At 66.0% G+C, this 26,520-nt stretch carries 30 protein-coding genes; 11 read left to right on the forward strand and 19 right to left on the reverse strand.

The features are described from left to right. Positions 1–2: 2 nt before the first annotated feature. The 10 genes from KW832_RS05165 to KW832_RS05210 all read right to left on the reverse strand — a co-directional run bounded on the left by KW832_RS05165 (position 3) and on the right by KW832_RS05210 (position 7,812). Complete coding sequence (locus KW832_RS05165) at positions 3–488, reverse strand: DUF2269 domain-containing protein (RefSeq protein ID WP_121507180.1); 486 nt, start codon at positions 486–488, stop codon at positions 3–5. Beyond that, positions 485–874, reverse strand: coding sequence for a DoxX-like family protein (locus tag KW832_RS05170; RefSeq protein ID WP_218299124.1), 390 nt, complete (start codon positions 872–874; stop codon positions 485–487). The genes KW832_RS05165 and KW832_RS05170 overlap by 4 nt, the downstream gene beginning before the upstream one ends. Next, complete coding sequence (locus tag KW832_RS05175) at positions 871–1,998, reverse strand: saccharopine dehydrogenase family protein (RefSeq protein ID WP_218299125.1); 1,128 nt, start codon at positions 1,996–1,998, stop codon at positions 871–873. Before KW832_RS05175 ends, KW832_RS05170 begins: the two co-directional genes overlap by 4 nt. A gap of 4 nt (positions 1,999–2,002) precedes the next feature. Beyond that, positions 2,003–3,685: an EAL domain-containing protein gene (locus KW832_RS05180; RefSeq protein WP_218299126.1), complete on the reverse strand. Its 1,683-nt coding sequence runs from the start codon at positions 3,683–3,685 to the stop codon at positions 2,003–2,005. A gap of 120 nt (positions 3,686–3,805) precedes the next feature. Further along, entirely contained in the window at positions 3,806–4,903 is a 1,098-nt protein-coding gene (modC, locus tag KW832_RS05185) for a molybdenum ABC transporter ATP-binding protein (protein WP_218299127.1), read from the reverse strand. Further along, the gene (gene modB, locus KW832_RS05190; protein ID WP_121419333.1) at positions 4,903–5,586 is read right to left on the reverse strand and encodes a molybdate ABC transporter permease subunit; all 684 of its coding nucleotides are present in this window, start codon (positions 5,584–5,586) and stop codon (positions 4,903–4,905) included. The genes modC and modB overlap by 1 nt, the downstream gene beginning before the upstream one ends. 35 nt (positions 5,587–5,621) lie before the next feature. Next, entirely contained in the window at positions 5,622–6,389 is a 768-nt protein-coding gene (gene modA, locus KW832_RS05195; RefSeq protein ID WP_218299128.1) for a molybdate ABC transporter substrate-binding protein, read from the reverse strand. 82 nt (positions 6,390–6,471) lie between these two features. After that, complete coding sequence (locus tag KW832_RS05200) at positions 6,472–6,702, reverse strand: DUF2798 domain-containing protein (protein ID WP_218299129.1); 231 nt, start codon at positions 6,700–6,702, stop codon at positions 6,472–6,474. After that, the gene (locus tag KW832_RS05205) at positions 6,699–7,298 is read right to left on the reverse strand and encodes a flavodoxin family protein (RefSeq protein ID WP_218299130.1); all 600 of its coding nucleotides are present in this window, start codon (positions 7,296–7,298) and stop codon (positions 6,699–6,701) included. The genes KW832_RS05200 and KW832_RS05205 overlap by 4 nt, the downstream gene beginning before the upstream one ends. A gap of 49 nt (positions 7,299–7,347) precedes the next feature. Beyond that, positions 7,348–7,812 (reverse strand): DUF2938 domain-containing protein, encoded by a 465-nt coding sequence (locus KW832_RS05210; protein ID WP_218299725.1) that lies wholly within the window; start codon positions 7,810–7,812, stop codon positions 7,348–7,350. A gap of 115 nt (positions 7,813–7,927) precedes the next feature. Between KW832_RS05210 and KW832_RS05215 the strand changes: the two genes are divergently transcribed. Continuing rightward, on the forward strand, positions 7,928–8,371 hold the full coding sequence (locus tag KW832_RS05215; RefSeq protein ID WP_176888792.1) for a helix-turn-helix domain-containing protein: 444 nt from the start codon (positions 7,928–7,930) through the stop codon (positions 8,369–8,371). 26 nt (positions 8,372–8,397) lie between these two features. After that, positions 8,398–9,219, forward strand: a complete 822-nt coding sequence (locus KW832_RS05220; RefSeq protein ID WP_218299131.1) for a TOBE domain-containing protein — start codon at positions 8,398–8,400, stop codon at positions 9,217–9,219. Positions 9,220–9,344: 125 nt separating this feature from the next. On the opposite strand, the gene KW832_RS05225 is transcribed toward KW832_RS05220, so the two are convergent. Continuing rightward, on the reverse strand, positions 9,345–10,493 hold the full coding sequence (locus KW832_RS05225; protein WP_218299132.1) for a helix-turn-helix domain-containing protein: 1,149 nt from the start codon (positions 10,491–10,493) through the stop codon (positions 9,345–9,347). Between the two features lie 178 nt (positions 10,494–10,671). On the opposite strand from KW832_RS05225, the gene KW832_RS05230 reads away from it, so the two are divergent. From KW832_RS05230 to KW832_RS05260, 7 genes are all read left to right on the forward strand, one after another. Continuing rightward, positions 10,672–11,142 carry a (2Fe-2S)-binding protein gene (locus tag KW832_RS05230; RefSeq protein WP_055396291.1) on the forward strand — a complete coding sequence of 157 codons (471 nt, stop codon included), beginning with the start codon at positions 10,672–10,674 and terminating at the stop codon, positions 11,140–11,142. Between the two features lie 18 nt (positions 11,143–11,160). Beyond that, positions 11,161–13,548, forward strand: a complete 2,388-nt coding sequence (locus KW832_RS05235) for a xanthine dehydrogenase family protein molybdopterin-binding subunit (RefSeq protein WP_218299133.1) — start codon at positions 11,161–11,163, stop codon at positions 13,546–13,548. A gap of 11 nt (positions 13,549–13,559) precedes the next feature. Further along, positions 13,560–14,351 (forward strand): xanthine dehydrogenase family protein subunit M, encoded by a 792-nt coding sequence (locus KW832_RS05240; RefSeq protein WP_218299134.1) that lies wholly within the window; start codon positions 13,560–13,562, stop codon positions 14,349–14,351. A gap of 145 nt (positions 14,352–14,496) precedes the next feature. Next, the gene (locus KW832_RS05245) at positions 14,497–15,411 is read left to right on the forward strand and encodes a MoxR family ATPase (protein ID WP_121507169.1); all 915 of its coding nucleotides are present in this window, start codon (positions 14,497–14,499) and stop codon (positions 15,409–15,411) included. Beyond that, the gene (locus tag KW832_RS05250; protein WP_218299135.1) at positions 15,404–16,636 is read left to right on the forward strand and encodes a VWA domain-containing protein; all 1,233 of its coding nucleotides are present in this window, start codon (positions 15,404–15,406) and stop codon (positions 16,634–16,636) included. The genes KW832_RS05245 and KW832_RS05250 overlap by 8 nt, the downstream gene beginning before the upstream one ends. A 49-nt stretch (positions 16,637–16,685) precedes the next feature. Continuing rightward, entirely contained in the window at positions 16,686–17,312 is a 627-nt protein-coding gene (locus KW832_RS05255; RefSeq protein ID WP_218299136.1) for a CoxG family protein, read from the forward strand. A 165-nt stretch (positions 17,313–17,477) separates the two neighbouring features. Continuing rightward, positions 17,478–18,566, forward strand: a complete 1,089-nt coding sequence (locus tag KW832_RS05260; RefSeq protein ID WP_218299137.1) for an XdhC family protein — start codon at positions 17,478–17,480, stop codon at positions 18,564–18,566. A 2-nt stretch (positions 18,567–18,568) separates the two neighbouring features. On the opposite strand, the gene KW832_RS05265 is transcribed toward KW832_RS05260, so the two are convergent. The 8 genes from KW832_RS05265 to KW832_RS05300 form a co-directional block, all read right to left on the reverse strand. Next, positions 18,569–19,078, reverse strand: coding sequence for a low molecular weight protein-tyrosine-phosphatase (locus KW832_RS05265; RefSeq protein WP_121507166.1), 510 nt, complete (start codon positions 19,076–19,078; stop codon positions 18,569–18,571). A 20-nt stretch (positions 19,079–19,098) separates the two neighbouring features. Beyond that, positions 19,099–19,788: a glutathione S-transferase family protein gene (locus tag KW832_RS05270; protein WP_218299138.1), complete on the reverse strand. Its 690-nt coding sequence runs from the start codon at positions 19,786–19,788 to the stop codon at positions 19,099–19,101. A gap of 136 nt (positions 19,789–19,924) precedes the next feature. Beyond that, the gene (locus tag KW832_RS05275) at positions 19,925–20,095 is read right to left on the reverse strand and encodes a hypothetical protein (RefSeq protein ID WP_162995995.1); all 171 of its coding nucleotides are present in this window, start codon (positions 20,093–20,095) and stop codon (positions 19,925–19,927) included. Positions 20,096–20,189: 94 nt separating this feature from the next. Further along, complete coding sequence (locus KW832_RS05280) at positions 20,190–21,089, reverse strand: transglutaminase family protein (RefSeq protein WP_121507164.1); 900 nt, start codon at positions 21,087–21,089, stop codon at positions 20,190–20,192. A gap of 274 nt (positions 21,090–21,363) precedes the next feature. Further along, a complete protein-coding gene (locus KW832_RS05285) occupies positions 21,364–21,966 on the reverse strand; it encodes a histidine phosphatase family protein (protein ID WP_218299726.1) in 603 nt (200 codons plus the stop codon). Further along, positions 21,944–22,912 carry an MBL fold metallo-hydrolase gene (locus KW832_RS05290; protein ID WP_121419351.1) on the reverse strand — a complete coding sequence of 323 codons (969 nt, stop codon included), beginning with the start codon at positions 22,910–22,912 and terminating at the stop codon, positions 21,944–21,946. Before KW832_RS05290 ends, KW832_RS05285 begins: the two co-directional genes overlap by 23 nt. A 126-nt stretch (positions 22,913–23,038) precedes the next feature. Further along, complete coding sequence (locus KW832_RS05295) at positions 23,039–23,407, reverse strand: hypothetical protein (RefSeq protein ID WP_218299139.1); 369 nt, start codon at positions 23,405–23,407, stop codon at positions 23,039–23,041. Positions 23,408–23,426: 19 nt separating this feature from the next. Then, positions 23,427–24,179: an IclR family transcriptional regulator gene (locus KW832_RS05300; protein ID WP_218299140.1), complete on the reverse strand. Its 753-nt coding sequence runs from the start codon at positions 24,177–24,179 to the stop codon at positions 23,427–23,429. Between the two features lie 90 nt (positions 24,180–24,269). Here KW832_RS05300 and KW832_RS05305 point away from each other — a divergent pair, with 90 nt between their 5' ends. Together KW832_RS05305 and KW832_RS05310 are read left to right on the forward strand one after the other, a co-directional pair. Next, entirely contained in the window at positions 24,270–25,118 is an 849-nt protein-coding gene (locus tag KW832_RS05305; RefSeq protein WP_218299141.1) for an SDR family oxidoreductase, read from the forward strand. Next, on the forward strand, positions 25,115–26,449 hold the full coding sequence (locus tag KW832_RS05310; protein WP_218299142.1) for an NAD(P)/FAD-dependent oxidoreductase: 1,335 nt from the start codon (positions 25,115–25,117) through the stop codon (positions 26,447–26,449). Before KW832_RS05305 ends, KW832_RS05310 begins: the two co-directional genes overlap by 4 nt. Positions 26,450–26,520: the final 71 nt, after the last annotated feature.

Consider the following 26,520-nt stretch of genomic DNA (forward strand, 5'->3'; position numbering starts at 1 on the left):
GTTCAGAAGTTCAGGGTGGGTTTGTTCACCATCAGGTAGAACACCACGGCCATGGCCACAAAGGCCGGGTAGCCCAGTGCCTCCCACCAGCGGGCGTAGCGCCAGTACAGAGGTGGCAGCACCCCGTCGCCCTGGGGCGCCTGTGCCGCCTCTACCGCCATGTCGCGCATGCGCAGCTGCAGCCACACCACGGGCAGCCAGCAGGCACCGGCCACCGCATACAGGCCCAACGACACGGCCAGCCAGGGCGTTGTCAGCGGCAACCCCGCCACGGCGGCCATGGCGAGGCCGGTCGCTGGCTGGACGAAAACGGTGGGCGTGGTGAACCACCAGTCCGCCCGCACCACCAGGCGTGTGACCACCGCCTGCGCCTGCACATTGCCGCTGCGGTTGGTGAAGAACATGTAGAACGCCGAGCCCAGCCCGGTGCCCACCAGCAGCACGCTGGAGATGATGTGCAGCCATTTGAGGGTGAGGTACAGGCTCATGGCTTGGGTGGTGTCGTCGTCGCGTCTTGCAGCAGCACAAGCAGGATGGCGGCGATGGGCAGGTTTTTAGTCAGCGGGCCCAGCGGGTGCAGCCACCAGGACGGATCAACGAAAGTGGCCAACAGCGTCATGACCCCCATGAGCAGCAGCGCCGCCAAGTAGACGGCCCTGCGGGGGCGCCAGGCCATCCACAGGCCGATGACGGCGTCGGAGGTGGCACCCGCAAGGATCAGAAAGTGAGCCAGTCCTGGGGTACTCCAGGCTGGGGGCAGGCTGACCAGCAGTGCCCGGCTTTGTCCGTTCAACTCCACCACGCTGACGATGGCCGTGGCCAGCCACACAAACACCAGGCTCCAGCGCAGCAAGGCATAGGTGGCAGGGGTCATGGCTCCTCCACGATGTCCGTCACCATGCCCCACTTCGCAAACTCGGGTGCAAAGGCCGACAGCGGCAGCAGGCTGGTGCTGGTGTGTGCGCCGGTGGGCAAGGGTTGTCCAACAGCCAGTTGGCGCGCCAGCAGGATGGCGGCCATGCAGGGGATCTCGGGGCCATGGTCGTGGTCGGCTGCAATGTGCCAGGCGCGGCGGCGGGGCTGGCCTTGCGCACCGGTGCCCGCCACGCGTACCACCATGCCGCCCAGTGGCGTGCCCAGAAAGTCCAGCGCGCCGCCCGCGTGGTGCATCAGCCAGGCCAGCTTTTCGGGATGGGGCAGCACGCCCCAATGGCGCAGCGCTGCAAGGGTGGCGAAGGCTCTCTGTGCCAGGCCCACCTCCAGCGCTGCGCGGAAGGTGACGCGGTCGCGGGCTTTGTAATGGGCCGGGAAAATTTCCAGATCCGGGATGTCGCAGACCGCCCCCAGGCGCGGTTGCAGCCGCTGGAACTGGACCGGCGTGGGCTGCGCCCAGCCCCGTTTCGGCTGCCAGCGGCCGTCTTGCCACACATCGATGGCCAGGCCGCAGTAGCTCAGCACGGCCGCCAGCGTGGCCTGTCCGCGTGGCGCGCGTTGCGCGGGGGCGATGCAGATATCGATGCTGTCAATGCACTGCCAGTCCGCGCACAGGTGGTCGATGACGGCCGAGGACAGCGCGGGCACGGTGCTGGCGCCAGCGATGGCGGTGCGTCCGGCGGCGGTAAACGCGGCCTGCATGGCAGCTGGAAAGTCGCACACAAAACGGCGGCCATCGGCCAGGTCGATGTAGTGCGCGCCCGCCTCAGCAGCGGCCTGGGCCACGCTGTAACCCTGTGCCTGAAAAGGCCCCGCAGTGTGGATGACCAGATCCACGCCCCATTCGCGCAAGGTGGCAGCCAGACCCGGGGCCTGGTGGTCGAGGACCACGCCCTGAGCGCCGTGGCCCAATGTGTTCGCCAAGGCCTGGGCGCGGGATGCATCGCGGCCTGCCACCAGCAGGGCGATGTGGTGGCGCGTGGCCGCGTCGCCTGCCAGTGCGCGGCAGATGCGTGCGCCAAAGTTGCCGTACCCGCCCAAGACCAGTGTTTTGAGTGTTGCCATGGGTTCAGTGTCCGGGGGCTGGCGCGATGGCGGGCGGGAGTGCTGAAAACGGTGTGGAACCTGCCGGGCGCAGCAAGGCCTGCAGCGCTGCGCGCTGGGGCTGCATGTGGGTGTGGTGCCAGTCGGGTACGTGGGCTGCTGGAATGGGTTTGCTGAACACGTAGCCCTGGATGCAGTGCAGCCCAATGGCGGCCAGCGTCTGCAGCTCCTCCACGGTCTCCACGCCTTCCACCACCACAGACAGGCCGAACTCACCGGCCAGCGCGCTGATATGCCGCAGCAGCATCTGCCGCCGGCTGTCCTGCGGCAGCTTGCGCACGAAAAGGCGGTCGCATTTGATGCCTGCAATCGGCAGATCGGCCAGCATGCCCAGCGACGAGTAGCCAGCGCCAAAGTCGTCCATCCACACGACAACACCCATGGCGCTGAGTGTGTGGATGGCGGCCACCATCTCCGTGCCCAGCGCAATGATGGCGTGTTCGGTCATTTCGAGTTTGAGGGTGCGCGGCGGCAGGCCGCGCAGGGCCAGTTCCTCACGCAGCCACGGGGCAAAGCGGTCGTCCAGCAGCGTGATGGGGGCCACGTTCACGCTGATGGTCGTGTCGTTCAGGCCCTGAGCTTGCCAGGCCTTGGCACTGTCGAGTGCGTTGCGCAGGATCATGCGGTCCACTTCGGGCGTCTTGCCCTGCAACTCGCACACCAGCAGGAAGGTTTCAGGGTTGATGGCGCCCAGGGTCTTGTCGGTCATGCGCAGCAGGGCTTCGAACTGCACGCCACGCTGCTGAAAATCGACGATGGGCTGAAAGTGCAACGCCAGGTTTTCCGGGTGCAGAAGCCGGTGCAAATGGTCTGCAATGAGTGACAGCTGCATGTCGCGCTGGGCGTTTTGCGCCGTGGCCGATGACCGCATCATCGACAGCCCGCGTCGCAAGAGCTGCTGGCGGCCAGCGTCCGAGCGCATGTTGCTCATCTGTTCCAACGCTACGGCAATGGCAAAGGCCAGCACGGTGACCAGCAGCGCAATGCCGTCGGACTCACCGCTGGGGTCGCCCAGGTGCAGTGCAAAGGTGTTGACCAGCATCCAGTGCAGCACCAGGATGGCGGCGCCGCACAGGACCTTGTCTTCCCAGGTTTGTGCGCGGTAGCGGGGCGTGAGCATGCTGAGCTTGGCCGAGCGGTGCCGGATTGCGGTGCACGCCGCAAGGGCCACGGCCGTGGCCATGGACGCCATGATCGCCAGCACATTGACCTGCGAAAAACTCTGCACGTGGCCCCAGGTGATCGCAAAGTGCCCCGTCAGCATGCCAGCCGCCAGCCACACACCGGCCACCACAATGCGCGTCTTGCTGGCGCTGGTGCTGAGTGTCGGAATGGTGAGTCGCGCACTCACCGCCATGATCAGCAGGCCACTGAGGGCGGGCACCAACTCCAGCACGTGGTGCGCCAGCTCGGCATACATGAACAGACCCACCACATCCAGTGCCCAGACAATGCAGCCAATGCACAGGGCAGCTTGCGAGGCGCTGATGCGGCGGCTCGATGGATCGACCGAAAACGCCGTGTGCTCGACCAGGCGCTGGCACACATGAACCACCAGCGACGCGAAGATCCAGAACAGCAGGCTTTGGAGCAGCGGCGGAAACCCCACTGCAAACGCCACGGTGGCGTCGTGCCAGATTGAAACCATTTCCACCCCTTGTTCCCACCCTTGTTTTTTGGCGGTCATCATACGACCGATGGGAGGCCCTGGCGGCCACTGGGTTCGCCTGTGGGGCCTTCGGTGGAGAGGCCCGGATTGCGCAGCCCATCAGTTCACGATGGCAATGCCCTTCACCTGCACAAATACGGGTTGGCCGGGCGCCAGCGCTAACGTCTGGGCCGAGCGTTGCGTGACCCGCGCCAGCAGGCGTGTGGTGCCTGCATCCAGGGCCACCATCATTTGCCCGGGGCTGTCTTCGCCCAGCGCCACCACCGTGGCTGGAAGCACATTGAGGATGCTGGTGTCGCTGGGGGCGGTGAGTGCCAGGCTTACATCACGCGCCTGCACGCGCAGCCGGATGGGCTCGCTCGTGGCGTGTGCCTTGGGGCTAACCAGCAGCAGGTGCCCACCGCTGAATGCCACGGTGGTGATGTGGTCGTGCGGGTCGTGCTGTTGCACCGTGCCTTCGATCACCGTGGCGGCGGTGTCGCCATGGGCCAGGGGCAGGTCCAGCCGCACGATCAGTTCGTTGGTGCGGCCCTGTGCCAGTACACGGCCCTCACGCAACAGCACCATGTGCCCGGCCAAACTTGCCACCTCGTCGATGGCGTGGCTCACATACAGCATGGGGATGTCGAGGGTGTGTTGCAGCCTCTCCAGATAGGGCAGGACCTCGGCCTTGCGCTGGGCGTCCAGTGCAGCCAGGGGTTCGTCCATCAGCAGCAGGCGGGGGCTGGTGGCCAGCGCACGGGCGATGGCCACGCGCTGGCGTTCGCCACCCGACAAGGCCTGGGGCTTGCGGTCCATCAGGTGGTCGATGCCCAGCAAGTCCACCGCCTGCTCCAGCGCCACCTTGCGGCGTGCGGGGGGCGTGCGCTTCAGGCCGTAGTCGATGTTTCCACGCACGCTCAGGTGGTCGAACAGGCTGGCCTCCTGGAACACATAGCCCAGGCCCCGCTCGTGTGTGGCGCGCCAGATTGTCTGTGCATCGTCCTGCCACACCTCGCCGTGGACCACGACCCTCCCAGGTTGCGCGCGCTCCAGACCGGCAATCGCGCGCAGGCAGGTGGTCTTGCCGCAGCCCGAGGGGCCGAAGAGGGCGGTCACACCCCGGCCGGGCAATTGCAGGTCCACATCCAGCGCAAACCCGGGGCGAGTCAGCGTCAGTTGCGCGGTGATCTGTGCCGAAGAAGCAGTGGTGGCCATCACTGCACCATCGACAAAGTTTTGCGGCGGGTGAGGTTCAGCCCCAGCAGCACCACAAACGAAAACAGCACCATGCCGCCCGCCAGCCAGTGCGCCTGGGTGTATTCCAGCGCCTCGACGTGGTCGTAAATCTGCACAGACACCACGCGCGTGACACCCGGGATGTTGCCGCCCAGCATGAGCACCACACCAAACTCGCCCACCGTGTGCGCAAAGCTCAGGATCGCGGCGGTGATGAACCCGGGGCGCGCCAGCGGCAGCGCTACGGTGAAGAAACGGTCCAGCGGCCCTGCGCCCAACGTGGCCGCAGCCTCCAGCGGGCGCCGGCCGATGGCTTCAAAAGCGTGCTGCAGAGGCTGCACCGCAAAAGGCAGCGAATAGATGAGCGAGCCCACCACCAACCCCCAGAAGGTAAAGGGCAGGGTGCCGAGCCCCAACCACTGCGTGAACTGCCCCAGGGGCCCGTTGGGGCCGAGCGTGACCAGCAGGTAAAAGCCGATCACCGTGGGCGGCAGCACCAGCGGCAGCGCCACCACGGCCGACACCGGGCCGCGCCAGCGCGACGGCGTGTGCGCCAGCCACCAGGCCAGGGGCGTGCACAGCACCAGCAGCAACACCATGGTGGTGCCCGCCAGCCGCAGCGTGAGGCCGATGGCAGCCAGATCAGCGCTGGAAAATGGCATGAAGATGGGCGATCCGTCGATGGGGCTACAGGAGGTCAGAAACTATAGCCGTACGATTGAATGATTGCGCGCGCCTTGCTGCCGCGCAGGTAGGTCAGCAGTGCGCTGGCCGCCGCGCTGTCCTTGCCTGGCATCAGCAGCACGGCATCTTGCCGGATGGGTTCGTGCAGGCTGGCCGGCACCTGCCAGGCCGAGCCACTGCGGATCTTGCCATCGGCCATCACCTGCGACAGTGCCACAAAGCCCAGCTGCGCATTGCCGGTGGAGACAAACTGGAAGGTCTGGGCGATGTTCTCGCCTTGCACCAGGCGCGGCTGCAGGGCCGTCGCCACGCCCAGCTTTTCCATCACCTGCAGGGCTGCCGCGCCATAGGGCGCCAGCTTGGGGTTGGCAATGGCCAGGTGCTTGAAATCACCCGACTTGAGCACATCGCCCTTGGCGTCCACGGTGCCGGGTTGTGCGCTCCACAGCACCAGCGTGCCGATGGCATAGGTAAAGCGCGAGTGGGCTACGGCCTTGCCCTCGCGCTCCAGCCGGGCAGGCGTGGTGTCGTCGGCCGACAGCAGCACCTGAAACGGCGCCCCGTGGGTGATCTGTGCGTAAAACTTGCCGGTGGCACCGAACGAGAGCTCGGCCTTGTGGCCCGTGTCGGCCTCAAAAGCTGCGGCGATCTTCTGCATGGGTGCCGTGAAATTGGCGGCCACCGCGACCGAGACGGTGTCGGCATGTGCCACCCCTAGCATGGCCCATGCAACACCAGCACAGGCGAGGGTGCGGATCATGGATGCGGCGAGGTAGGGCATGGTGGCTGGCGCAAAAGCGCTATTCGTTTATGGAATAGCGAGAGTATAGGCAAGGTCGTGCGTTTTCCCTGCCTGCCTCTGTCTATCCATCACGCGCGACGACCCGCGCCACCAGCTTGCGAGCCAGCGGCGCCGCCAGCATGACCGCCGGGAAGGCGAACAGCCACCCCGTGAGCCACGCGCCCGCCCAGAGGCCTAGAAACCCCTGGTCCACCTGCGCGGCTCGAAAGGTGGAGATGCCGGACACCAGCAGCGACATCACGCCCGACAGGATGAAGCTGAACAGCACGGGGCCGTAGCGGGCGGGGATCATGCAGCCACCGCCTGGGCGGGTTGGTGTGCCGCCACACCGCCCAGGCGCTGCAAGGTCTCGGCGAAATGCCGCCCAAACATGCGGGCGGTCTTGGTATCGCCTGGCACAAACGCATCCGCTGCCGCCCCATGGCCTGCCTGCGCCATCAGGCCCGACCAGGAGCCGAGACGGTTGGCTGCTTCGTCATACGGAACCCCGGTGTGCTGCTCGGGCAGGATGGGGTTGCCCACCCACACCATGCCGTGCTGCATGGCAAACACCCACATCGACAGCAGTGTGGACTGCTTGTCGCCCGCAGGCAGCGACGACACGGTGAAGCCCGCCGCGAGCTTGTTCTTGAGCTGCTGCGTTTTCCACAGACGGCCGGTGGCGTCCATGAAGGTCTTGAACGGCCCGGAGACTCCGCCCAGGTAGGTGGGCGAGCCCAGGATGAAGCCGTCGTAGTGCAACAGGCTGTCGGGTGCGTGGGCCAGGTCTTCGGCTTGGCGTAACTCGGCATGGATGCCGGAAACGCCCTGGGCGCCCTCCAGAACGTGGCGGGCGATGTGTGCGGTGTGCCCGTGGGCGCTGTGATAAACGATGGCGATGGTTTTCATGGCATGGGTTCCAAACAAGTGATTTCGAGGGGAAAAACGCGCAGAACCGTCATCGAGAAATCAGTGCGATGGCGAGCGCAGACAGGTACAGGCCGAAGCCAAAGACGGTGTGGTTGGCCAAGCTGCGCAGGCAGTTCTTGAGCGGCGTGGGCGTGCGCGATGCCGCAAAGCCCGAGCCCATGGCGGGCTGCATCACCAGCAGCGGCGCCGCCACGGTGCAGACGCCCACGGCCAACGCGGGCAGCAGGGTGGGGCTGCGTACCCAGTCGGCGCCCTGGAGGCCGACCAGCCCGGTGGCAAATGCCATGCCCACGGCGTAGTGCGTGAGCCAGCCCCAGGCCAATTCCCCCCGGATGGGCACCGCCTTGGCGATGGCGGCATGGGCAAACTGGCCCCGAAACAGATGGCCCACCCAGCGGCCGATGAAGGCGAAGTTGAGGGTGGGGACGCCCAGATGCTTGAGCAGCAAGAGCCATGCGTCCATGACGGCGGTGGCGCCGATGCCGATCAACATGGCAATGGGAAATTCTTGCAGTGGGAGTGTCATCAAAGCACCTCGAAAAGTTGACGGAAGCAGGTTTTGAATGGAATATAGAAGTTCAAGTCAACTTGAAGTCAAGGGGTTTTTGATGGACATTGCCGAAGTTGCCAAACGCTCCGGGCTGCGGGCCTCCACGCTGCGGTATTACGAGGAAAAAGGGTTGATCCACTCGGTGGGAAAACCTGGTGAGCGCCGCCGTTTTGCGCCGGGCGTGTTGGACCAGCTGGCGCTGATTGCATTGGGGCAATCGGCCGGGTTCTCGCTGGACGACATCCGTGCCATGTTTTTGCCCAGCGGCGAGCCCAGCATTGACCGGCAACTGCTGTCGGCCAAGGCCGATGAACTCGATGCCATGGTCAAACGCCTCAAGGCCATGAGCAACGGCCTGCGGCATGCGGCAGCCTGCCCGGCGGAGAGCCATGCGCAATGCCCCTCCTTTCAGCGGCTGCTGAAGGCCGCAGCGACTGGCGCGCTGGAACGCCAGCAGAAGCTGGCAAAGCCTGTCACGGGGCTGCGCCGCAAGGCGGCGTGAAGGGAGCGCTCAGGCATCATCCGCGCATGCCTGTTTCTCTTTCTCTCACGGATGCGCTGGGCCATGCCCTGGCCGACAAACGCATCGACATCCTGCGCCAGATTGGCACCTGCGGCTCCATCTCGCAGGCCGCGCGTGCCGTGGGCGTGAGCTACAAGGCCGCGTGGCAGGCGGTGGACACGCTGACCAATCTGGCGGGCACGCCGCTGGTGGCACGCGCGGTGGGTGGGGTAGGGGGCGGCGGTGCGCAGCTGACCGAGGCGGGGCACCAGCTGCTGGCGGCGGCAAATGCGATGGCGCAGGCGCGAGGCGCTGTGCTGTCGCGCTGGCAGGCCACGCCCCATGCGGGCCCTGCGCTGGCGCGGCTGGCGGTGCGCACCAGCATGCGCAACCAGTTGCCGTGTGTGGTGGAGCGGCTGGTGGTGCAGGGGCAGATCGTGGCGGTGCACCTGCGGTTGGGCAATGCGAGCGATGGCGACGGTGCCGCAATGGGCGTGCCTGCAGCACTGGCCGCGCGCATCACCCGCGAGAGTGCGGAGCTGCTGGGCCTGCAGCCGGGGCTTGCCGTACAGGCGCTGTGCAAGGCCACGGCCGTGCGCGTGGAGCGGGGTGGTCGTTTGGCATCAGCGTCTGGGTCTGCGGTGGCCGATGCACCCGGCATCCACCGCCTGCCTGCAAAAGCCACGCGCGTGGTGCGGGGCGAGTCGGGCGATGAGGTGTCTGCCGAGCTGTCGGGTGGCTTGCAGATGGTGGGTTTTTCGGCGCCAGGCAGTGGCCTGCGCGCGGGCAGCACGGTCGTGCTGGTGGTGGAAGACAACGCCGTGGTCCTGGCCTTGGCCGAGGTCTGAGACTGGGCCCATTGCGGGAATCGCGCTATATATTTTATAGCTATTGGCGTTTGCTGAATAAGCGCTAGCGGCCAATTTGATGCAAATATCTGCTGCGCCTTGTTGGCAGGTGCCGCAGCCGCCGATCACAGCCCCTTGGGATGGCCCAGTTTGCGGTACACCGTGGCGCGGCTGATGCCGAGCACCCGGGCCGCTTCTGCCACATTGCCACGGGCGTCTTGCACGGCTTGGCGAATCAGGGCGGTTTCAGCCTCGCGCAGCGGTGCGGCCGTGGGCGAGGCGCCCGCCAGCGCCTGGGACAGGGTGGCAACAGGCTGGCTGGCGCCACGGGCGTTTTCTGGCCGTTGCGCTAGCGCCTGCAGGCGCAGGCCCGACCACAGGGGCAAATCGATCGGCTGCGCCGGGTGCCGCCGCGCAGCATCGAACAACATGGCCCACGGCATGGCCAGCAGGTCGCTGGCGTGGGTGGGCGCACCCGGGGTGCGCAGTGGCTGGGGCACCAGTTGGCGGGCCATGCTATTGCAGCCCACCACAAATCCATCGCCGTCCAGTGCCAGCAGGCCGTCGCCCTCGCTGCCCAGCGGGCCGCCGGGCCAGTTCACGCGCAGCAGCAGGGCATGGGGCAATTGCAGCAGCAAGGCGTCTTCCATGGCGCGGGCCGATCGGGCCACCAGGTGGCGCAGCTCGGGCCGCTCGGGCACATCCACGCCGGTCAGGTCCAGCATGCCCACACACTGGCCCTGCGGGTCGAACAGCGGTGCGCCTGCACAGCTGTAGCTGGCGTTGTCATCAAAGAAGTGTTCGCCCCGGTGCAGCCACACCGGCTGTAGTTCGGCCAGCGCAGCGCCGATGGCTGTGGTGCCCACTGCCGCTTCCGACAGGTCGATGCCCACGCGGCCAATGGCGCTGGCGCGCGGGTCGCCCGGGTCGCAATGGCCTTGCACGTCCACCACGATGCCGCGTGCGTCCGTCAGCATGGCGAAGTAGTGCATGCCCGCAATCGCGCGGGTGAGCTGTTGCAGCACGGGCCGTGCCGCGCGCAGCAGGTGGTGGTTTTGCTCCTGGCTACGGCGCAACGCCGTGGCGCTGACGGCGTCAAATGCCACACGGTGGGTGGGGTTGAGCCCCTGGGCCAGGCAGCGTTGCCACGACCGTGCAATCCATGGCTCCACCTCGGCCCGCAGGGGCGCTGCGCCATCCGCCAGCAAGCTTTGGCGCGCCTGTGCAATCAGTGCGTGGCGGTGGGCGGGGGAGGTGGGCGCGGAGGACAGCATGGTGAACCGAATCCTTGAGCTGCGCATGATGCGCTGGTGTGCGCTGCAACATGTTTCATTTTGAGAATATCCGGCCGGGGCTGCCGGAAATCTAGGGTTGTCCCTAGGGATGGGTGGTGGGGCGCGGCAGAAGATGCGCGAGGTCAGTCCAGCCAAAACCTATTCAGGAGACAGCCAGATGCAAGTCCAGTTCACGGTCAACGGGCGCGCTGCCAGTGTTGACGTCCCCCCCAATACCCTGCTTGTCCATGCGCTGCGAGAGCACCTGCTGCTCACTGGCACCCATGTGGGTTGTGACACCAGCCAGTGCGGGGCGTGTACGGTGCATGTGAACGGCAGGGCCGTCAAATCCTGCGCCATGCTGGCGGTGCAGGCCCAGGGGGCCGAGGTGACCACCATCGAAGGCATGGCCACCCCCGACGGCACCATGCACCCCATGCAGGCCGCGTTCAAGGAGTGCCATGGCCTTCAGTGCGGCTTCTGCACCCCGGGCATGGTGATGAGTGCGGTGGACCTGTGCAAGAACCACCCCAACGCCAGCGAAGGCGAGATCCGCGAGCTGCTCGAAGGGAACATCTGCCGCTGCACGGGCTACCAGAACATCGTGCGCGCAGTGCAGGTTGGCCAAAAGGCCATGGCTTCAGCGTAAACACAAAGGAGAAGAACCATGGGTGCATCCGACTTTTCCAAGCTGCCGCACATCGGCGAATCGCTCAAGCGCAAGGAAGACTACCGCTTCCTGACCGGCGCGGGCCAGTACACCGACGACGTGGTGCTGGCGGCGCAAAGCCATGCGGTGTTTGTGCGCTCGCCGCACGCACACGCCAAGATCAACAGCATCAATGTGGAAGCGGCCAAGGCCGCGCCCGGCGTGCTGGGCGTGTTCACCGGTGCCGACGTGGCGGCCGACAACATCAACGGCCTGCCTTGTGGCTGGCTCATCACCAGCACCGACGGTCGGCCCATGAAGGAGCCGCCGCACCCCATCCTGGCGCAGGGCAAGGTGCGCTATGTGGGCGACCATGTGGCCATCGTCGTGGCGCTGACGCAGCAGCAGGCGCGTGATGCGGCCGAGCTGGTGGAGGTGGATTACGACGTGTTGCCCGCTGTGGTCAGTGTGGCCGATGCCGCAGCAGGCACCGTGGCGGGCGCAGGGCTGCATGACGCCGCGCCGGACAACCATTGCTACAAATGGGCCATTGGTGACAAGGGCGCGGTGGACGCCGCATTTGCCAACGCCGCGCACGTGACGAAGCTGGATCTGGTCAACAACCGCCTCATCCCCAACGCGATGGAGCCCCGCGCCGCCATTGGCTCGTACAGCCGCGCCAACGACGAATACACGCTGTACGTCAGCAACCAGAATCCGCACGTCGAGCGGCTGCTGATGACCGCCTTTGTGATGGGCCTGCCCGAGCACAAGGTGCGCGTGATTGCGCCCGATGTGGGGGGCGGCTTTGGCTCCAAGATCTTCTTGTATGCCGAGGACGTGTGCCTGACCTGGGCGGCCAAGAAGCTCAACCGCAACATCAAGTGGGTGGCCGATCGCAGTGAGTCTTTTGTGTCGGACGCGCATGGCCGCGACCATGTGAGCCATGCCGAAATGGCGATGGACAAAGACGGCAAATTCCTGGCCATGCGCGTGCACACCGACGCCAACATGGGCGCCTACCTCAGCACCTTTGCCAGCGCCGTGCCCACCATCCTGTATGCCACCTTGCTGGCAGGCCAGTACACAACGCCGCAGATCTATGTGGAGGTGGATGCCTGGTTCACCAACACCGCACCGGTCGATGCCTACCGGGGCGCGGGCCGGCCCGAGGCCACCTACCTGCTGGAACGGCTGGTGTCGCGCTGTGGCTGGGAGATGGGCCTGGGCCAGGACGAAATCCGCAAACGTAACTTCATCACCAGCTGGCCCTACCAGACGCCCGTGGCACTGCAGTACGACGTGGGCGATTACCACGCCTGTATGACGCAAGCGCAGGAACTGGCCGACGTGGCGGGCTTTGCGGCGCGCAAGGCGGCCAGCGAGGCCAAGGGCTTGAAGCGTGGCATCGGCTACAGCAGCTACATCGAAGCGTGTGGGATTGCGCCGTCCAACATCGCGGGCGCCCTGGGCGCGCGCGCAGGTCTGTTTGAATGCGGCGAAGTGCGCGTGCACCCCACGGGCAGCGTGACGGTGTTCACCGGCTCGCACAGCCACGGCCAGGGGCACGAGACCACCTTTGCGCAGGTGGTGGCCGCGCGCCTGGGCATCCCGGTGGAAAACGTGGACATCGTGCACGGCGACACGGGGCGCGTGCCGTTTGGCATGGGCACGTATGGCTCTCGCTCCATCAGCGTGGGCGGCGCGGCCATCATGAAGGCGCTGGACAAGATCGAGGCCAAGGCCAAGAAAATCGCCGCGCACTTGATGGAGGCCAGCGACGCCGACATCGACTTCAGCGGCGGGGAGTTCACCGTGCGCGGCACGGACAAGAAGATCCCGTTCGGGCAGGTGGCACTTACGGCCTATGTGCCGCACAACTACCCGCTCGACAAGCTCGAACCGGGCCTCAACGAAACCGCGTTCTACGACCCGACCAACTTCACCTTCCCTGCAGGCACCTACATCTGCGAAGTGGAGGTGGACCCGGCCACAGGCAGCACCCGCGTAGACAAGTTCACGGCCGTGGACGACTTCGGCACCATCATCAACCCCATGATCGTGGAGGGCCAGGTGCACGGAGGCCTGGTGCAGGGCATCGGCCAGGCGCTGATGGAAAACTGCGTGTACGACCGCGAGACGGGTCAGCTGCTGACCGGCAGCTTCATGGACTACGCCATGCCGCGCGCTGATGACTTCCCCGAGTTCAAGCTGGGCCATGTGTGTACCCCCTGCACGCACAACCCGCTGGGTACCAAAGGCTGCGGCGAGGCGGGGGCGATTGGCTCGCCACCGGCGGTGATCAATGCGGTGCTGGATGCACTGCGCCCGCTGGGGGTTAAAGAGTTCGACATGCCCGCATCGCCACACCGTGTGTGGGAAGCGATTCAGAGTGCCAAAGCCTGAGGAGAACCAGCATGTACGCATTCACCTTTGAAAATCCCTCCTCCACCGCCGCCGCTGCACAGCTCATCGCCCAGGGCGGCAAGCTGCTGGCCGGTGGCCAAAGCCTGCTGCCGTCGATGCGGCTGCGCCTGGCCAACCCCGAGAAGATCGTTGACCTCAACAACATCCCCGAGCTGGCGGGCATCCGCCGCGAGGGCAACGCGCTGGTCATCGGCGCCATGACGCGCCACATGGACGTGGCCAACAGCGCCGATGTCAAGGCCGCCATCCCCGCGCTGGCCGACTTGGCCGCGCACATCGGCGACCGGCAGGTGCGCGCACGCGGCACGCTGGGTGGTTCGGTGGCCAACAACGACCCAGCGGCCTGTTACCCGAGCGCCGTGCTGGGCCTGGGCGCCACCGTGATCACCAACCAGCGCGAGATTGCGGCCGACGACTTTTTTGTGGGCATGTACACCACGGCGCTGGAAGAGGGCGAGATCATCACCGCCATCCGCTTCCCCATCCCCAAGCGCGCTGCGTACCTCAAGTTCAAGCAGGCTGCATCGCGCTTCTCGCTGGTGGGTGTGTTTGTGGCGCAGACCGACGGCGGTGTGCGCGTGGCCATCACGGGCGCGGCCAGCAGCGTGTTCCGGCATGCGGGGCTGGAGGCAGCGCTGAACCAGAGCTTTACGCCAGCATCGGCGGCGGCGGTGAAGATCGATGCAAGCGATCTCAACGCTGACATCCACGCCAGTGCGGCCTATCGCGCCAACCTTATCAGCGTGCAGACCCAAAGAGCAGTAGCGCAAATCCTGGGCTGATGGGGGATAGCACCCGCGCCCGGCATACTGCATCCAGGGGCGGGTGTTTGAAGGAAATTGGCCTCTGGCGCTTTTCTATCAAGCGCTATTAGCTATAGAAACTATAGTAATGAACGCTTCCCCTCCCGTGCCCGTGCCCGTGCCCATGACCGCGCCTGCGCTGTCCTCCATCGACGCCCTGGTGTCGGCCTTGCAGGGCGTGGGCTATTTTGCCGACCGGCGGCTGGCCACGGCCGTGTTCCTGGCGCTCAAGCTGCAGCGCCCGCTGCTGCTGGAGGGCGAGCCCGGCGTGGGAAAGACGGCGCTGGCCCAGGCGCTTGCCAAGGTGCTGGAACGCAGCCTGATCCGCCTGCAGTGCTACGACGGCCTGGAGCAGCGCGAGGCGCTGTATGAATGGAACTACGCGGCCCAGCTCTTGCACATGCGCGCAGCGGAAGGCAAAGGCAGCGCCGACATGGCGCAGGTGGAGCGCGAGGTCTACCAGGACCGCTACCTCATCCGACGCCCTTTGCTGCAGGCGCTGCAGGCGCCAGAACCCGGCGCCGTGCTGCTGATCGACGAAGTGGACCGTGCCGACGAGCCCTTTGAGGCGTTTTTGCTCGAGTACCTGGGCGAGTACCAGGTGAGCATTCCCGAGATCGGCACCGTGCGCGCCACGGCCACGCCCGTCACCATCCTCACCAGCAACCGCACGCGGGATCTGCACGACGCCGTCAAACGCCGCTGCTTGTACCACTGGCTGGACTACCCCGAGCGCGAGCGCGAACTGGCCATCGTGCGTGCGCAGGTGCCGGACGCCAGCGCGGCTTTGGCCACCCAGGTGGCGGATTTTGTGGGCCGCCTGCGCAGCCAGCCGTTTGCCAACGCTTTTCAGCGCGCGCCGGGCATAGCCGAGAGCGTGGAGTGGGCCAAGGCGCTGGTCGCGCTCGACACCATCGTGGTGGACCCCGAAGTGGTGTCCGACACCGCGGGCATCTTGTTCAAGCAGCGCGAGGACGTGGCTGCGCTCACGCGCGACATGGCGGCGCAGTTGCTGCAACCCGCTGAGGCCGATGCCTGAGGGCTCAACCGTGGCAGAGGTCAAAACGATTTCCCAGCTGGGCGATGCCCGCACGGGCAAGCTCGCCGACAACCTCAGCGGTTTTGGCCGCACCCTCCGCCGCGCTGGTGTGCGCGTGGACGCCGCCCGCATGGCGCTGGCCCAGCAGGCGGTGATGCTGGTGGGCCTGCGGCGCGAGGATTTCAGCGCCGCACTGGAGGCCGTGCTGGTCAGCCGTGAGCAGGACCGTTTGATCTTCCGCGAGTTGTTCGACGCGTACTTTCGCAATCCCAACGTGGCGCAGAAGCTGCTGGCGCAGATGCTGCCCAGCGCTGAGTCCAAGGCCGAGCCCGCCAAACGCCGCCCGCGCGTGAGCGAGGCGCTCGCCCCCGTGCGTGCGGCCCGCAACGCCCCCCCGCCGCGCGAGGACGAGAAGATCGATTTCGACGCCGCCATGACGGCCAGTGACCTGCAGCGCCTGCGGCAGGCCGACTTCAACCAGCTCTCGGCCAGCGAATACCTGCTGGTGGAGCGCCTGGCGCGTGAGGTGCCCTTGCCCCTGCCGCGCTACGCCGCCCGCCGCACCCGCCCCGGTGGGCGCGGCAGCCGCCCGCACTGGCCCGGCGCCATGCACCACGCGGCCCGCAACGGGGGCGAGGTGCTGCGCATCCCGCTGCTGCAGCGGCGCCAGCAACCGCTGCCGCTGCTGGTGCTGGTGGATGTGTCGGGCTCCATGGAGCGCTACGCGCGGCTGCTGCTGGCGTTTTTGCATGCCGCCACGGCACCGCGCCACACCGGCGATGCCGTGCGCCGCGACGTGTTTGCGTTTGGCACCGGGCTGACCGACCTCACGCCCGCCTTTCGCCTGGCCGACACCGACGCGATGCTGCAGGTGGCCAGCCATTCCATCAATGATTTTGCGGGGGGCACCCGCATGGGCGACAGCCTGGCCCAGCTGCGTTTGCAGCATGCCCGGCGGCTGGTGGGGCGGCGCACCCTCGTGCTGCTGATCAGCGACGGGCTGGACACCGGCACGCCCGAGGTGCTGGCGCAGGAACTGGGCTGGCTGCGCCGCCATTGCGGACGCCTGCTGTGGCTCAACCCCTTGCTGCGTTTTGAAGGCTATGCACCCACGGCACGCGGCGCCTCCGAACTGCACCGCCAGGCCCACGGCATGGTGGCCGTGCACAACCTGAGCCGCTTGCAGGATCTGGCGGCCAGCCTGGCGGCCGTGCTGCGGCAGTGACCGATTTCAGAGATAACCAGACAACACCAGACAACACAAGGAACCCACCATGGAAATGCAAGCCAGCCGCACCCTCGCCGTGAGCCAGCAGCAGGCCTGGGAAGCGCTCAACGATCCTGAGGTGCTCAAGCTGTGCATCCCCGGCTGCGACAAGGTCGAGGCGACCGGTGACAACCAATATGCGGTCGCCATGGCGCTCAAGATCGGCCCCGTGTCGGCCAAGTTTGCGGGCAAGATCACGCTGTCGGACATCGTGCCGCCGGAGAGCTACACCATAGCCTTCGACGGATCGGGTGGTGTGGCGGGTTTTGGCAAGGGCAATGCGCAGGTCAAACTGGTGCCTTTGCCCGCGGATGCCGCTGGGCAGGAAAGCTGCGAGCTGCACTACACCGTGCATGCCACGGTGGGCGGCAAGATCGCTCAGCTGGGACAGCGGCTCATCGACGGCGCGGCCAAGAGCATGGCAGAGGATTTTTTCAAGCGCTTTGACAACGAAATGCAAAGCCGCCATCCGCGCGCGCCGGCAGACGATGGTGCGGCATCCTCCGAAGCGCCCACCGAGCCTGGGGCACTGGCGGCGTCGGCGGGGGAGGATATTCCCCCCAGCGGCATTCCGGTTTGGGTGTGGGTGGTGGGCGCGGCGGCGCTGGTGCTGATAGCCTGGGCAATCAATTGACTCCTCCTGAGCCGCTTCGCGTCTTCCCCCTGAGGGGGACGCCTCCGGTGGACCGGCAAAGCCGGATCCACGGTGGCGCTGGCCTGGGCGCCGCGCGGTTTCAGACGCAGCGGGCGTAGATGGGAATATCTGAATAAGCGGTAGAAATGAATTGGTGACGGAACGATGGAAAACCTGGATGTGATGGTGTTGCGCACGCTGCAGGGCTGGCGGGCCGCCGGGCGGCGGGCGTTGCTGGCGACGGTGGTGCGCACGTGGGGCTCTTCACCCCGGCCGGTGGGCTCCATCATGGCGTTGTGCGAAGACGGTTCGGTGGTGGGGTCTGTGTCGGGCGGGTGCATTGAGGACGATCTGATTGACCGTCATACGCGGGCCTACGCGCAGGGCGCGCCCACGGCGAATGCGGTCGTAGACAAGGATCACCGTATTCCCAGCGGCCCGCCGACGTTTGTGAAATACGGCGTCACCGCCGACGAGGCGCACCGCTTCGGCTTGCCCTGTGGCGGAACGCTGGAGCTGCTGCTGGAGTACGACCCTGCCCCGGACAGCCTGGCAACACTGATCACCGCGCTGGAGGCTGGGCGCCTGATGCAGCGCAGCGTGCGCTTGGTCGACGGCGCGGTCACGTTGACGCCTGCGGCAGCGCCCACCGAGCTGGTGGTGGATGCTGAGCGGCTTACCAACACCTTTGGCCCCGAATACCGCATGCTGCTGATCGGCGCAGGCCAGCTGGCGGAATACCTGGCCACCATGGCGCTGTTCAACGGGTTTGCGGTAACGGTGTGCGACCCGCGCGAGGAATACCGGGGCAGCTGGAACGTGCCCGCTGCCACGGTAGTGAGTGACATGCCCGACGATGTGGTGCTGGCCTTCAAGCCCGACCGGCGCAGTTGTGTGGTGGCCCTCACGCACGACCCCAAGCTCGATGACTTGGCGCTGCTGGAGGCGCTGAACACGGATGCGTTCTATGTGGGTGGCATCGGCTCGCGCCGCAACAACGAGGCGCGCCGTGCCCGCATGATCGAACACTTCGACCAGACCGAGGAGAGCCTGGCGCGCCTGCGCGGGCCGATCGGCATCTACATCGGCAGCAAGACACCACCCGAGATTGCGGTGAGCGTGATGGCCGAAATTTTGGCCGTCAAAAACGGTGTCACCCTGCCGCGCGACATGGAAGTGGCCCAGGCCAAGAATGACCGGGAGCTGGCGCACAACGACCCCGGTACGCTGGTGTGTGGGGTGCGCGCCGCGTAGTGCTAAAGCGGCCTGGACCGCCGCTGCAACTGCTGCCGCACATGGTGCAGCAGGCCATCACAGGCGTCTTCCACCAGGTCCAGCACCTCCTCAAAACCAGCGGCCCCGCCGTAGTACGGATCGGGCACCACGGGGCTGTCGAACCGTTGGCAGAACTCTGTCATACGGCGCAACTTGCGGGCGTGTTCGGGTGGGCAAAGGTCTTGCGCAAGGGCCAGGTTGTCCCAGTCCATCGCCAGAACCAGATCGTGGCGTTCAAAGTCGTTGGCCAGCATCTGCCGAGCGCGCAGATCCGACAGGTCGTAGCCCCGTTGCGCTGCGTGGCGTTGCGTCCGCTCGTCCGGTGCCTTGCCGGGGTGGTAGTTGTGGGTGCCTGCCGAGTCCACACGCACCTGGCTGGCCAAACCACTGTGAACCACCTTGTGCCGGAACACGCCGTGGGCCGTGGGGCTGCGGCAGATGTTGCCCATGCACACAAAAAGCACCGAGTAGGTAGCGACGCGGTCAGGCATCTCTGTGATCCCGACGATGTTCAGGCGGACATCACCACCGGGCCACCCTTGGCAATGCCGCGCTGGTACGCGGGGCGGGCCTCCATGCGCTGCTTGTAGGCCAGAAGGTTGGTGCACGCACCGGCCTTGCTGGCGCGTGAGAGGGCGGCCTCCACCGCAAAGCTCATCTGAAAATCGGCCATGGTGAGGTGCTCGCCCGCAAACCAGCGGTGCGTGCCCAGGTGCTGCTCCATGAAGTCGAGTGCGGTGTTCACATTGGGGTCGATCAATTTCTCCTGCACCGTGCCGCACAGTGCCTTGGCGATGGGCTTGACGAAGAACGGCATGGGCTGGGTGGGGATGGTCATGAACACCAGCTTCATCACCAGCCAGTTCATGAGCGAGCCTTCGGCGTAGTGCATCCAGAAGCGGCACTGGCGGTACTCTGGCGTGCGCGGCGCCGGTTGCAGGTGGGCCAGGTCGCCGCCCGCCTGGGCTCCGTAGGTTTCCACCAGGTATTCGATGATCGCGCCCGACTCGGCGATGACCTCTTTGCCGTCGGTGATCACCGGTGATTTGCCCAGCGGGTGGATCTTCTTGAGTTCGGGCGGGGCCAGCTTGGTGGCCTTGTCGCGCTGGTAGATTTTCAGCTCGTAGGGAACACCCAGTTCTTCGAGCAGCCAGAGAACGCGCTGCGAGCGCGAGGTTTCGAGGTGGTGGACGGTGATCATGGGTGAATATTGGCACAGGTTGCCGGAGCAAGGCGCCACCGGCCGGGTGGTGTGAAAGCCCCAGAAAGCAAAAAGCCCTCTGGCGAGGGCTTTCTTGCAAGGAACCAACCGCAGTCGGCCCGTGGCGATCTGGCGATCAGCCGCCCTTCTTGGAGCGCTTGCCAGGGTTCTTCTTGCTGCGGGTTGCCACACCGCGTTCCAGGCTCACGCGCTGGCCACGGCCGGGAGTGGCCAGGGTGTAGCCGGGCACGGGCGTAGGGCGGGGGGTGCGCTTGCGGTCTGCTTCGGTGACGATCTTGTTGCCCATGGTAGGTCTCTGAGTTGGTGGAAAAAGGAGAGATTTTAGGCCACAGCCGGGTTGCCGGGCTTTCAAAGGTGTTTGGCAGGTGTTTTGTGGGTGCTCAGGCCGCCACAAAACCTGCGGCCACACCCGCCGCCACACCTGCGCCGTGGTCGGTGGACAGCGCTTGTGTGCAATGGCGGGGCAACTCAAAACCCCGCGCGGCATCCTGAATGGCCATCGTACGGATCACGGGGGGCTTGGCCCACACGCCACCGAAGATGGTGGCAAAGGCCACATCGGCCGCATCCCTCCCCACACCAAACCGCAGCAGGCCCATGGGGATCGCCGTGCCAGACGGGTCAAAGATGTACCAGCGGTCGCCCAGGTACACCTCGACATAGGCATGAAAGTCGGGGGGGCCCAGGGCCGGGTCAGCGCCGTAGTCGGTTCCGGTGGTGAAGCGGGCCGGGATGTTGATGGCGCGGCACAAGGCAATCATGAGGTGGGCGAAGTCACGGCACACGCCCACCTGCTCCACCAGCGTGTCCACCGCAGAGGTGTTGGAGTTGGAAGTGTTGGAGGTGAACGCCACGTGCCGCTGCACCCAGTCGCAGATCGCCTGCACGCGGCTGTGCCCTTGCCACAGCGCACCAAACTCGTTCGTCGCCAGGCGCAGCAGCCGGTCGGACTGGCAATACCGGCTGGGGTAGATGTAGCCCATTACCTCTTGCGGCAGGCGCCGCACCGGTACTTCTGCCAATTGGGAGGGGTCGATGCGGTAGTGGTTGATATCGACCGTGGCTGAATACGACAGCTCCAGCGTGCCGGGCTCACCATGCAGCCGCAGATAGCGGTTTCCAGTGGCTGGGTCGGTATGAATGTGGTGGGCAATGGGCTGGTTGATGACCAGGCGCTCTGCGCTTACCGACTGGTTGGGTGTCTGCGCCGCGTGGATGTTGAAGACAAAATCGGCACCATGCTGGTCCACCTCGTAGCTCAGATCAATCTGCAGCTCCATGCGTACGCGGTCATGGCTTGGCTGGTCTGCAGGGACTGTGCCGACTTGCTGGGCGGGGTAGGGGGCAGGCCAGGTGGCAGCGTTGCGGGTATTTGACTGCGGGGGAGGGCTTTGGGTGTTTGCCATGGGCATGTCCTTCGTGCACCGCGTTCCGGGGCATCCGGCACAGCAGCGTGGCTTGAGGATAGTCCTTTCCCCCGCGCCCGATGTAGGCGAACGACCCGCCGCCATGCCCGCCCGCTACCCATTCGCGGGAAGCCGCCAGGTCACCCCGTCAGGCGGGTATGGAAAGACGCGCCACGACCTCGACGTTGCCACTGCGATCTGCCCGGAGAATCAGTCCTTCGCCCGAGCTGGTGTTGGTATTTGCCAGGTCGGACAGCACAAACATGTGGGTGAACCACACTTCGAAACGACCGGGCTGGGACGACGCTGTGGCCAGCGCTGTACGCAGTTCACGCAGGTGGGCCGCGCCGGTGGTCTCCGGGCTACCCCGGGGCGACCCGAGTGCCGCCCAGACCTGCGGCGTACCAAAGGCGAGGGTGGCACTGTCCACGCAGCGGCACCAGGGGCTTGATAAAACCTTGCCAGGTTGGAGTTGCCGTTGCTGAAACCACGCGCCCAAGCTGCGTGCCTGTGCGCGGCCTTCTTCGCTCAGATTGCGCTGGGTGCTGCAGTCACCCAGGCGGAATCCTGGGGGGTCGAACGTGCCGGGGGCCAGCGCGTGGCGGAAGGCGGCCACCACCCCGCCCTTGCGCAACAAGGCTTCGGCATCCGCGTCTTGCGCCGCCCAGCCGCGCAGGCTGGCCAAGGCCAGCCCGGCACCCAGCACCGCACGGCGGGCAATGCGGGGCTCAGGCGGCAGGCTGGAAGGCATAGCCATTGCCAGAAACCGCCATGCGGCCAAACGCAGGGAACGGGAAGTGGAAGCCGCCCAGCATGGCATTGCTGGCGGTGATGCGCTGGAACACATCGCGCCGCACCTTGCGCGCAGCCTCGGCGTCCATGTCAAAGGTCACAGCCCAGTCGGGATTGCGTGCGAACAGTGCAGGCACGTTGGTCAGGTCTGCCACGTAGAAGAACTTCTGGCCCGACGAGGTCAGCTCGAACAGCGTATGGCCCGGCGTGTGGCCATAGGCCGCCACAGACTTGATGCCCGGCGCCACTTCCGCATCGGCCGCAAACTGCACCAGCGTGTCTGCGGGCATGGTGGCAAAGGTGCGGCGCACGTTATCGAATGCACCCTTCATGCCAGCGGGCGCAGCGGCCATGCGGGCGTCGTCCATCCAGAACGCGTGTTCGGCGGCGGGCACCATCACCTTGGCCTTGGGGAAAACCAACTCACCGGCCTTGTTGCGGATGCCGTTGATGTGGTCGCCGTGGTAGTGGCTGATCAGCACGGTGTCGATGTCGGCTGCCTGCATGCCCGCCGCGCGCAGGCTGTCGAGCAGCTTGCCGGTGGTGGCGCCACCAAACTCGCCCAAGCCGGTGTCGATGAGGATCTTGCGCGCGCCTGCCACCACCAGAAAGGGTGTGTAGGGCACGTCGATGTAGTCGGTGGGCAGTCCTTGCGATGCCAGCAGCGCACGCACCTCGGTCAGCGGCGCGTTCTTCACAAATTCCTCTCCCAGCGGGCGGCGCGTGATGCCATCGTTCAGCGCAATCACCTCCACATCGCCCACCTTCATGCGGCGAAAGCCGGGGCTGGGCAAGGTGGGGGTTCCGAAGTTGGGCGCGTTCTGGGCCCACACGGGGACAAACGAGCCCGCTGCGTAAACGGTGGTGGCCAGGCTTGCACCCAGGAAGTGGCGGCGTGACAGCATGAAACTCTCCGGTCTTGAGTTGAACTGAGGAGTCGCAACTGTAGCGATGCCCGAGAGATTGCCGCTTGCCGACGCGCTAACCTGTTCGCAACGTGGGGCTTTTGCTGGTAATTGGGGCTATGGAGGCTATTCGATCGCGAAGGCGTCGCGCAACGCACCGCAAAAGTCAGCATTTCCGCTGATTGTCAATGTGATCGTGGTCCGGGGTGGGGCGGGGTTGCCTGGCGCCGCACGCAGTTGCCCGGCATTGTCATCAAACGTCAGCACCAGCGGTGTGCTGATCTCCTGCACGCCTTGCAGGTCGTAGTGCCATATGCCCCCATCTTCCGACGGGCCGCAGGCATCGGGCCAATGCTGGTGCGCCCAGACGAGCACGGCGCTGATCTCGGTCTGCAATGCGGGAATCTGCGCGGGCTGCACGCTCGCCATGGCGTCAAACGTACCTACGCCGTCCGCGTCTTCGCTGTAGTCAAAATCCAGGTAGTTCAGGTTCATGGTGTCCGTTAAAGAGATGTCATGTCCAGGTACGGCCCAGCGCCTGGGCGGCTTCGCCCAGGCGGGTCACCTGCTGTAGCGCCTGCGCCAGCGGCATGCGTGCCGCCGGTGCTTGCAGTGCCACGGCGCAGCGTACCTGCCGCCGCCCGCTACCCAGCACAGGCACAGCCACACAAACGAGACCGTCCACAAACTCTTCGGCATCTGTGGCGTAACCCTGCCGCAGGATCTGCTCCAGCTCGGCCTCCAGGGCGGTGCGGTCGGTCAAAGTGGTGGCCGTGTGGCGGGTCAGCGGCAGTCCGTTCAGGATCGCCGCCCGGCGCGCGGCTGACAGGTGGGCCAGAAACAGCTTGCCGCTGGCCGAGCAGTGGATGGGCACGCGCGTGCCGGGCCGCAGCTCCATGCGCAGCGGAAAGGCCGACTCCACGCGGTCCAGGTAGATCACCTCGGCGCCGCTGAGCGCCGTGAGGTTGCAGCTCTCGCCAATATCGGCCACCAGCTGGCGCAGCACCGCATGGCGCACGCCATGCTGGGTGCCCGCGCTGAGCGTGCTTTCGGCCAGGCGCAGCAGGCGGGGTGCGGGGGTGTAGCGGCGCCCATCGGGCTCGCGCGCCAGCAGGCCACCGTTTTCGAGCTGGCCCAGCATTCGGTGCACGCTGGGTTTGGGCCAGCCTGTGGCCTCGATGGCGTCCGCCAGGCTGAACGGGCGGCCATGGGCGCACATGATTTCCAGCAGTTCAAACAGGCGCAGGCTGGGGGATGAGTTGGTCATAAATCCCGGAATTCGAGACGAATCCATAAAACATTTCGGGATTATTGAGCATTGTGGCTAAGCTGCAAACCAACATTTCACGGGGTGCTCATGGCGGCGACTTTTCAGAACGCGGTACTCACAGGCGCTTGTGGTGGCTTGGGCCAGGCCCTGGCGCGGGAGCTGATCGGCCAGGGCGCTGCCGTGGCGCTGGTGGGGCTTCACTTGCCCACGTTGCGGGCACTGGCTGCGCTGGCGCCTGGGCGCTGCGCGGTGTACACGCCCGATGTGGCCGACAGCACCGCGATGCAGGCCATGGCGGCCGACTGGATGGCGCTCTCGGGCGCGGTGCCCGACCTCGTCATTGCCAACGCGGGCGTGGCAGGCGGCTTTGACACTGCCGAAGCCGACGACCTGGCCGTGCTGCGCCGCATGCTGGAGATCAACCTGCTGGGCGCGGCCACCACCTTTCAGCCGTTTGTGAAAACCATGCGTGCACAGCGGCGCGGCGCCCTGGTGGGTGTGGCCAGCATTGCAGGCTGGCGCGGCATGCCGGGCAACGGCGCCTATTGCGCGAGCAAGGGCGGGCTCATCCGCTACCTGGAGAGCCTGCGTGCCGAGCTGCGCGGCGAATCCATTGTGGTCAGCACGGTGAGCCCTGGCTACCTTCGCACCGCGCTCACGGCGGGCAATCGTTTTGCCATGCCGGGCCTGATGGAGCCCGAAGCCGCTGCCCGGGCTCTGCTGGCGGGTGTCGCGCAAGGTCGTACCCACATCGTGCTGCCCGCGCGCATCGGCTGGCTGGCCCGCTTGCTGAACCTGTTGCCTGACACCCTGCACGACCGCCTGCTGTTGGGCCAGCCGCGCAAGCCGCGCGTGGGCGAGGCGGGGGCCACGGCCATTCCGGGCCTGCCGTTGCCTGCGGAGACACCGGTACACAACGAAAGCAAAAACGCATGACAACGGAGACAACACCCACTGTGGCAGATACCCGCACCCAGATCGCTCTGATAGGCGCAGGCCCCAGTGGCCTGGCGGCTGCGCGCAACCTGCAAAAGCTGGGCGTGCCCTTCCAGGGCTTTGAAGCGCACACCGACGTGGGCGGCCTGTGGAACATCGAGAACCCGCGCAGCACGGTCTACGAATCGGCACACCTCATCTCCAGCAAACACACCACAGAATTCACCGAGTTCCCCATGCGACCCGAGGTGGCCGACTACCCCAGCCACCGCGAGATGCGGCAGTACTTCATGGACTTTGCCGCGCACTTTAGTTTGCGCCCGCACTACTGGTTTGGTACCCGCGTGCTGAAGGTCGAGCCCGTGGGCGAGGGCGCAGCGCCGCTGTGGCGCGTCACCTGGAGCCAGCACGGCGGACCCGCGCAGACCGCAGAGTTCAAGGGCGTGGTGATTGCCAATGGCACGCTGGCCGAGCCCAACATGCCGCGCTTTGAAGGCCAGTTTGATGGCGAACTGCTGCACACCAGCGCCTACAAAAGCGCCGAGCTGTTCAAGGGCAAACGCGTGTTGGTGGTGGGCGCGGGCAACTCGGGCTGCGACATAGCCGTGGATGCGGTGCATTACGCGCGCAGCGTGGATCTGTCGGTGAGGCGCGGCTACTACTTTGTGCCCAAATACGTGTTCGGCCAGCCCGCCGACACGCTGGGGGGCAAGTTCAAGATGCCGCCCTGGCTCAAGCAGAAGATCGACAGCGTGGTGCTGCAGTGGTTTACCGGCGACCCGGCGCGGTTTGGCCTGCCCAAGCCCGATTACAAGATGTACGAATCGCACCCCGTGGTGAACTCGCTGGTGCTGCACCACCTGGGTCACGGCGACATCCATGTGAAGCCCGATATTGCGCGCCTGCAGGGCCACACCGTGTTCTTCAAGGACGGTAGCGCGCAAGACTACGACCTGGTGCTTTGCGCCACCGGCTACAAGCTGCACTACCCTTTCATCGACCACAGCCTGCTCAACTGGAACGGCATGGCGCCGCAGCTGTACCTCAACATCCTGTCCCCGCGCTTCGACAACCTGGCCGTGATGGGGATGATCGAGGCCAGCGGCATCGGCTGGCAGGGCCGTTACGAGCAAGCGGAGCTGGTAGCGCGCTTTTTCAAGGCGCAGTCTGAAGGATCACCGCGCGCCGAGGCCCTGCGCCAGGCCAAGGCCGGGCCTCCACCCGATCTGTCGGGTGGCTTCAAGTACCTCAAGCTCGAACGCATGGCGTACTACGTGCACAAGGACACCTACCGCAACGCGGTGCGGGCAGCGGCCGCTGCCCTGGCATGAAAGCCCCCCTGAGGCGCTGCGCGGCTTCCCCCCGCTCTCGCAGCGCTGCGCACTGCGGGCAAGGGGACGAC

Source organism: Acidovorax sp. sif0632, from assembly GCF_019218805.1.
In the GTDB taxonomy this organism is placed as follows: domain Bacteria; phylum Pseudomonadota; class Gammaproteobacteria; order Burkholderiales; family Burkholderiaceae_C; genus Acidovorax; species Acidovorax facilis.

Excerpts from the sequence above, each read along its gene's own strand:
- KW832_RS05165 (WP_121507180.1), bottom strand. The coding sequence starts at position 488 with ATGAGCCTGTACCTCACCCTCAAATGGCTGCACATCATCTCCAGCGTG.
- KW832_RS05170 (WP_218299124.1), bottom strand. The coding sequence starts at position 874 with ATGACCCCTGCCACCTATGCCTTGCTGCGCTGGAGCCTGGTGTTTGTG.
- KW832_RS05175 (WP_218299125.1), bottom strand. The coding sequence starts at position 1,998 with ATGGCAACACTCAAAACACTGGTCTTGGGCGGGTACGGCAACTTTGGC.
- KW832_RS05180 (WP_218299126.1), bottom strand. The coding sequence starts at position 3,685 with ATGGTTTCAATCTGGCACGACGCCACCGTGGCGTTTGCAGTGGGGTTT.
- modC (WP_218299127.1), bottom strand. The coding sequence starts at position 4,903 with ATGGCCACCACTGCTTCTTCGGCACAGATCACCGCGCAACTGACGCTG.
- modB (WP_121419333.1), bottom strand. The coding sequence starts at position 5,586 with ATGCCATTTTCCAGCGCTGATCTGGCTGCCATCGGCCTCACGCTGCGG.
- modA (WP_218299128.1), bottom strand. The coding sequence starts at position 6,389 with ATGCCCTACCTCGCCGCATCCATGATCCGCACCCTCGCCTGTGCTGGT.
- KW832_RS05200 (WP_218299129.1), bottom strand. The coding sequence starts at position 6,702 with ATGATCCCCGCCCGCTACGGCCCCGTGCTGTTCAGCTTCATCCTGTCG.
- KW832_RS05205 (WP_218299130.1), bottom strand. The coding sequence starts at position 7,298 with ATGAAAACCATCGCCATCGTTTATCACAGCGCCCACGGGCACACCGCA.
- KW832_RS05210 (WP_218299725.1), bottom strand. The coding sequence starts at position 7,812 with ATGTTGATCGGCATCGGCGCCACCGCCGTCATGGACGCATGGCTCTTG.
- KW832_RS05215 (WP_176888792.1), top strand. The coding sequence starts at position 7,928 with ATGGACATTGCCGAAGTTGCCAAACGCTCCGGGCTGCGGGCCTCCACG.
- KW832_RS05220 (WP_218299131.1), top strand. The coding sequence starts at position 8,398 with ATGCCTGTTTCTCTTTCTCTCACGGATGCGCTGGGCCATGCCCTGGCC.
- KW832_RS05225 (WP_218299132.1), bottom strand. The coding sequence starts at position 10,493 with ATGCTGTCCTCCGCGCCCACCTCCCCCGCCCACCGCCACGCACTGATT.
- KW832_RS05230 (WP_055396291.1), top strand. The coding sequence starts at position 10,672 with ATGCAAGTCCAGTTCACGGTCAACGGGCGCGCTGCCAGTGTTGACGTC.
- KW832_RS05235 (WP_218299133.1), top strand. The coding sequence starts at position 11,161 with ATGGGTGCATCCGACTTTTCCAAGCTGCCGCACATCGGCGAATCGCTC.
- KW832_RS05240 (WP_218299134.1), top strand. The coding sequence starts at position 13,560 with ATGTACGCATTCACCTTTGAAAATCCCTCCTCCACCGCCGCCGCTGCA.
- KW832_RS05245 (WP_121507169.1), top strand. The coding sequence starts at position 14,497 with ATGACCGCGCCTGCGCTGTCCTCCATCGACGCCCTGGTGTCGGCCTTG.
- KW832_RS05250 (WP_218299135.1), top strand. The coding sequence starts at position 15,404 with ATGCCTGAGGGCTCAACCGTGGCAGAGGTCAAAACGATTTCCCAGCTG.
- KW832_RS05255 (WP_218299136.1), top strand. The coding sequence starts at position 16,686 with ATGGAAATGCAAGCCAGCCGCACCCTCGCCGTGAGCCAGCAGCAGGCC.
- KW832_RS05260 (WP_218299137.1), top strand. The coding sequence starts at position 17,478 with ATGGAAAACCTGGATGTGATGGTGTTGCGCACGCTGCAGGGCTGGCGG.
- KW832_RS05265 (WP_121507166.1), bottom strand. The coding sequence starts at position 19,078 with ATGCCTGACCGCGTCGCTACCTACTCGGTGCTTTTTGTGTGCATGGGC.
- KW832_RS05270 (WP_218299138.1), bottom strand. The coding sequence starts at position 19,788 with ATGATCACCGTCCACCACCTCGAAACCTCGCGCTCGCAGCGCGTTCTC.
- KW832_RS05275 (WP_162995995.1), bottom strand. The coding sequence starts at position 20,095 with ATGGGCAACAAGATCGTCACCGAAGCAGACCGCAAGCGCACCCCCCGC.
- KW832_RS05280 (WP_121507164.1), bottom strand. The coding sequence starts at position 21,089 with ATGGAGCTGCAGATTGATCTGAGCTACGAGGTGGACCAGCATGGTGCC.
- KW832_RS05285 (WP_218299726.1), bottom strand. The coding sequence starts at position 21,966 with ATGCCTTCCAGCCTGCCGCCTGAGCCCCGCATTGCCCGCCGTGCGGTG.
- KW832_RS05290 (WP_121419351.1), bottom strand. The coding sequence starts at position 22,912 with ATGCTGTCACGCCGCCACTTCCTGGGTGCAAGCCTGGCCACCACCGTT.
- KW832_RS05295 (WP_218299139.1), bottom strand. The coding sequence starts at position 23,407 with ATGAACCTGAACTACCTGGATTTTGACTACAGCGAAGACGCGGACGGC.
- KW832_RS05300 (WP_218299140.1), bottom strand. The coding sequence starts at position 24,179 with ATGACCAACTCATCCCCCAGCCTGCGCCTGTTTGAACTGCTGGAAATC.
- KW832_RS05305 (WP_218299141.1), top strand. The coding sequence starts at position 24,270 with ATGGCGGCGACTTTTCAGAACGCGGTACTCACAGGCGCTTGTGGTGGC.
- KW832_RS05310 (WP_218299142.1), top strand. The coding sequence starts at position 25,115 with ATGACAACGGAGACAACACCCACTGTGGCAGATACCCGCACCCAGATC.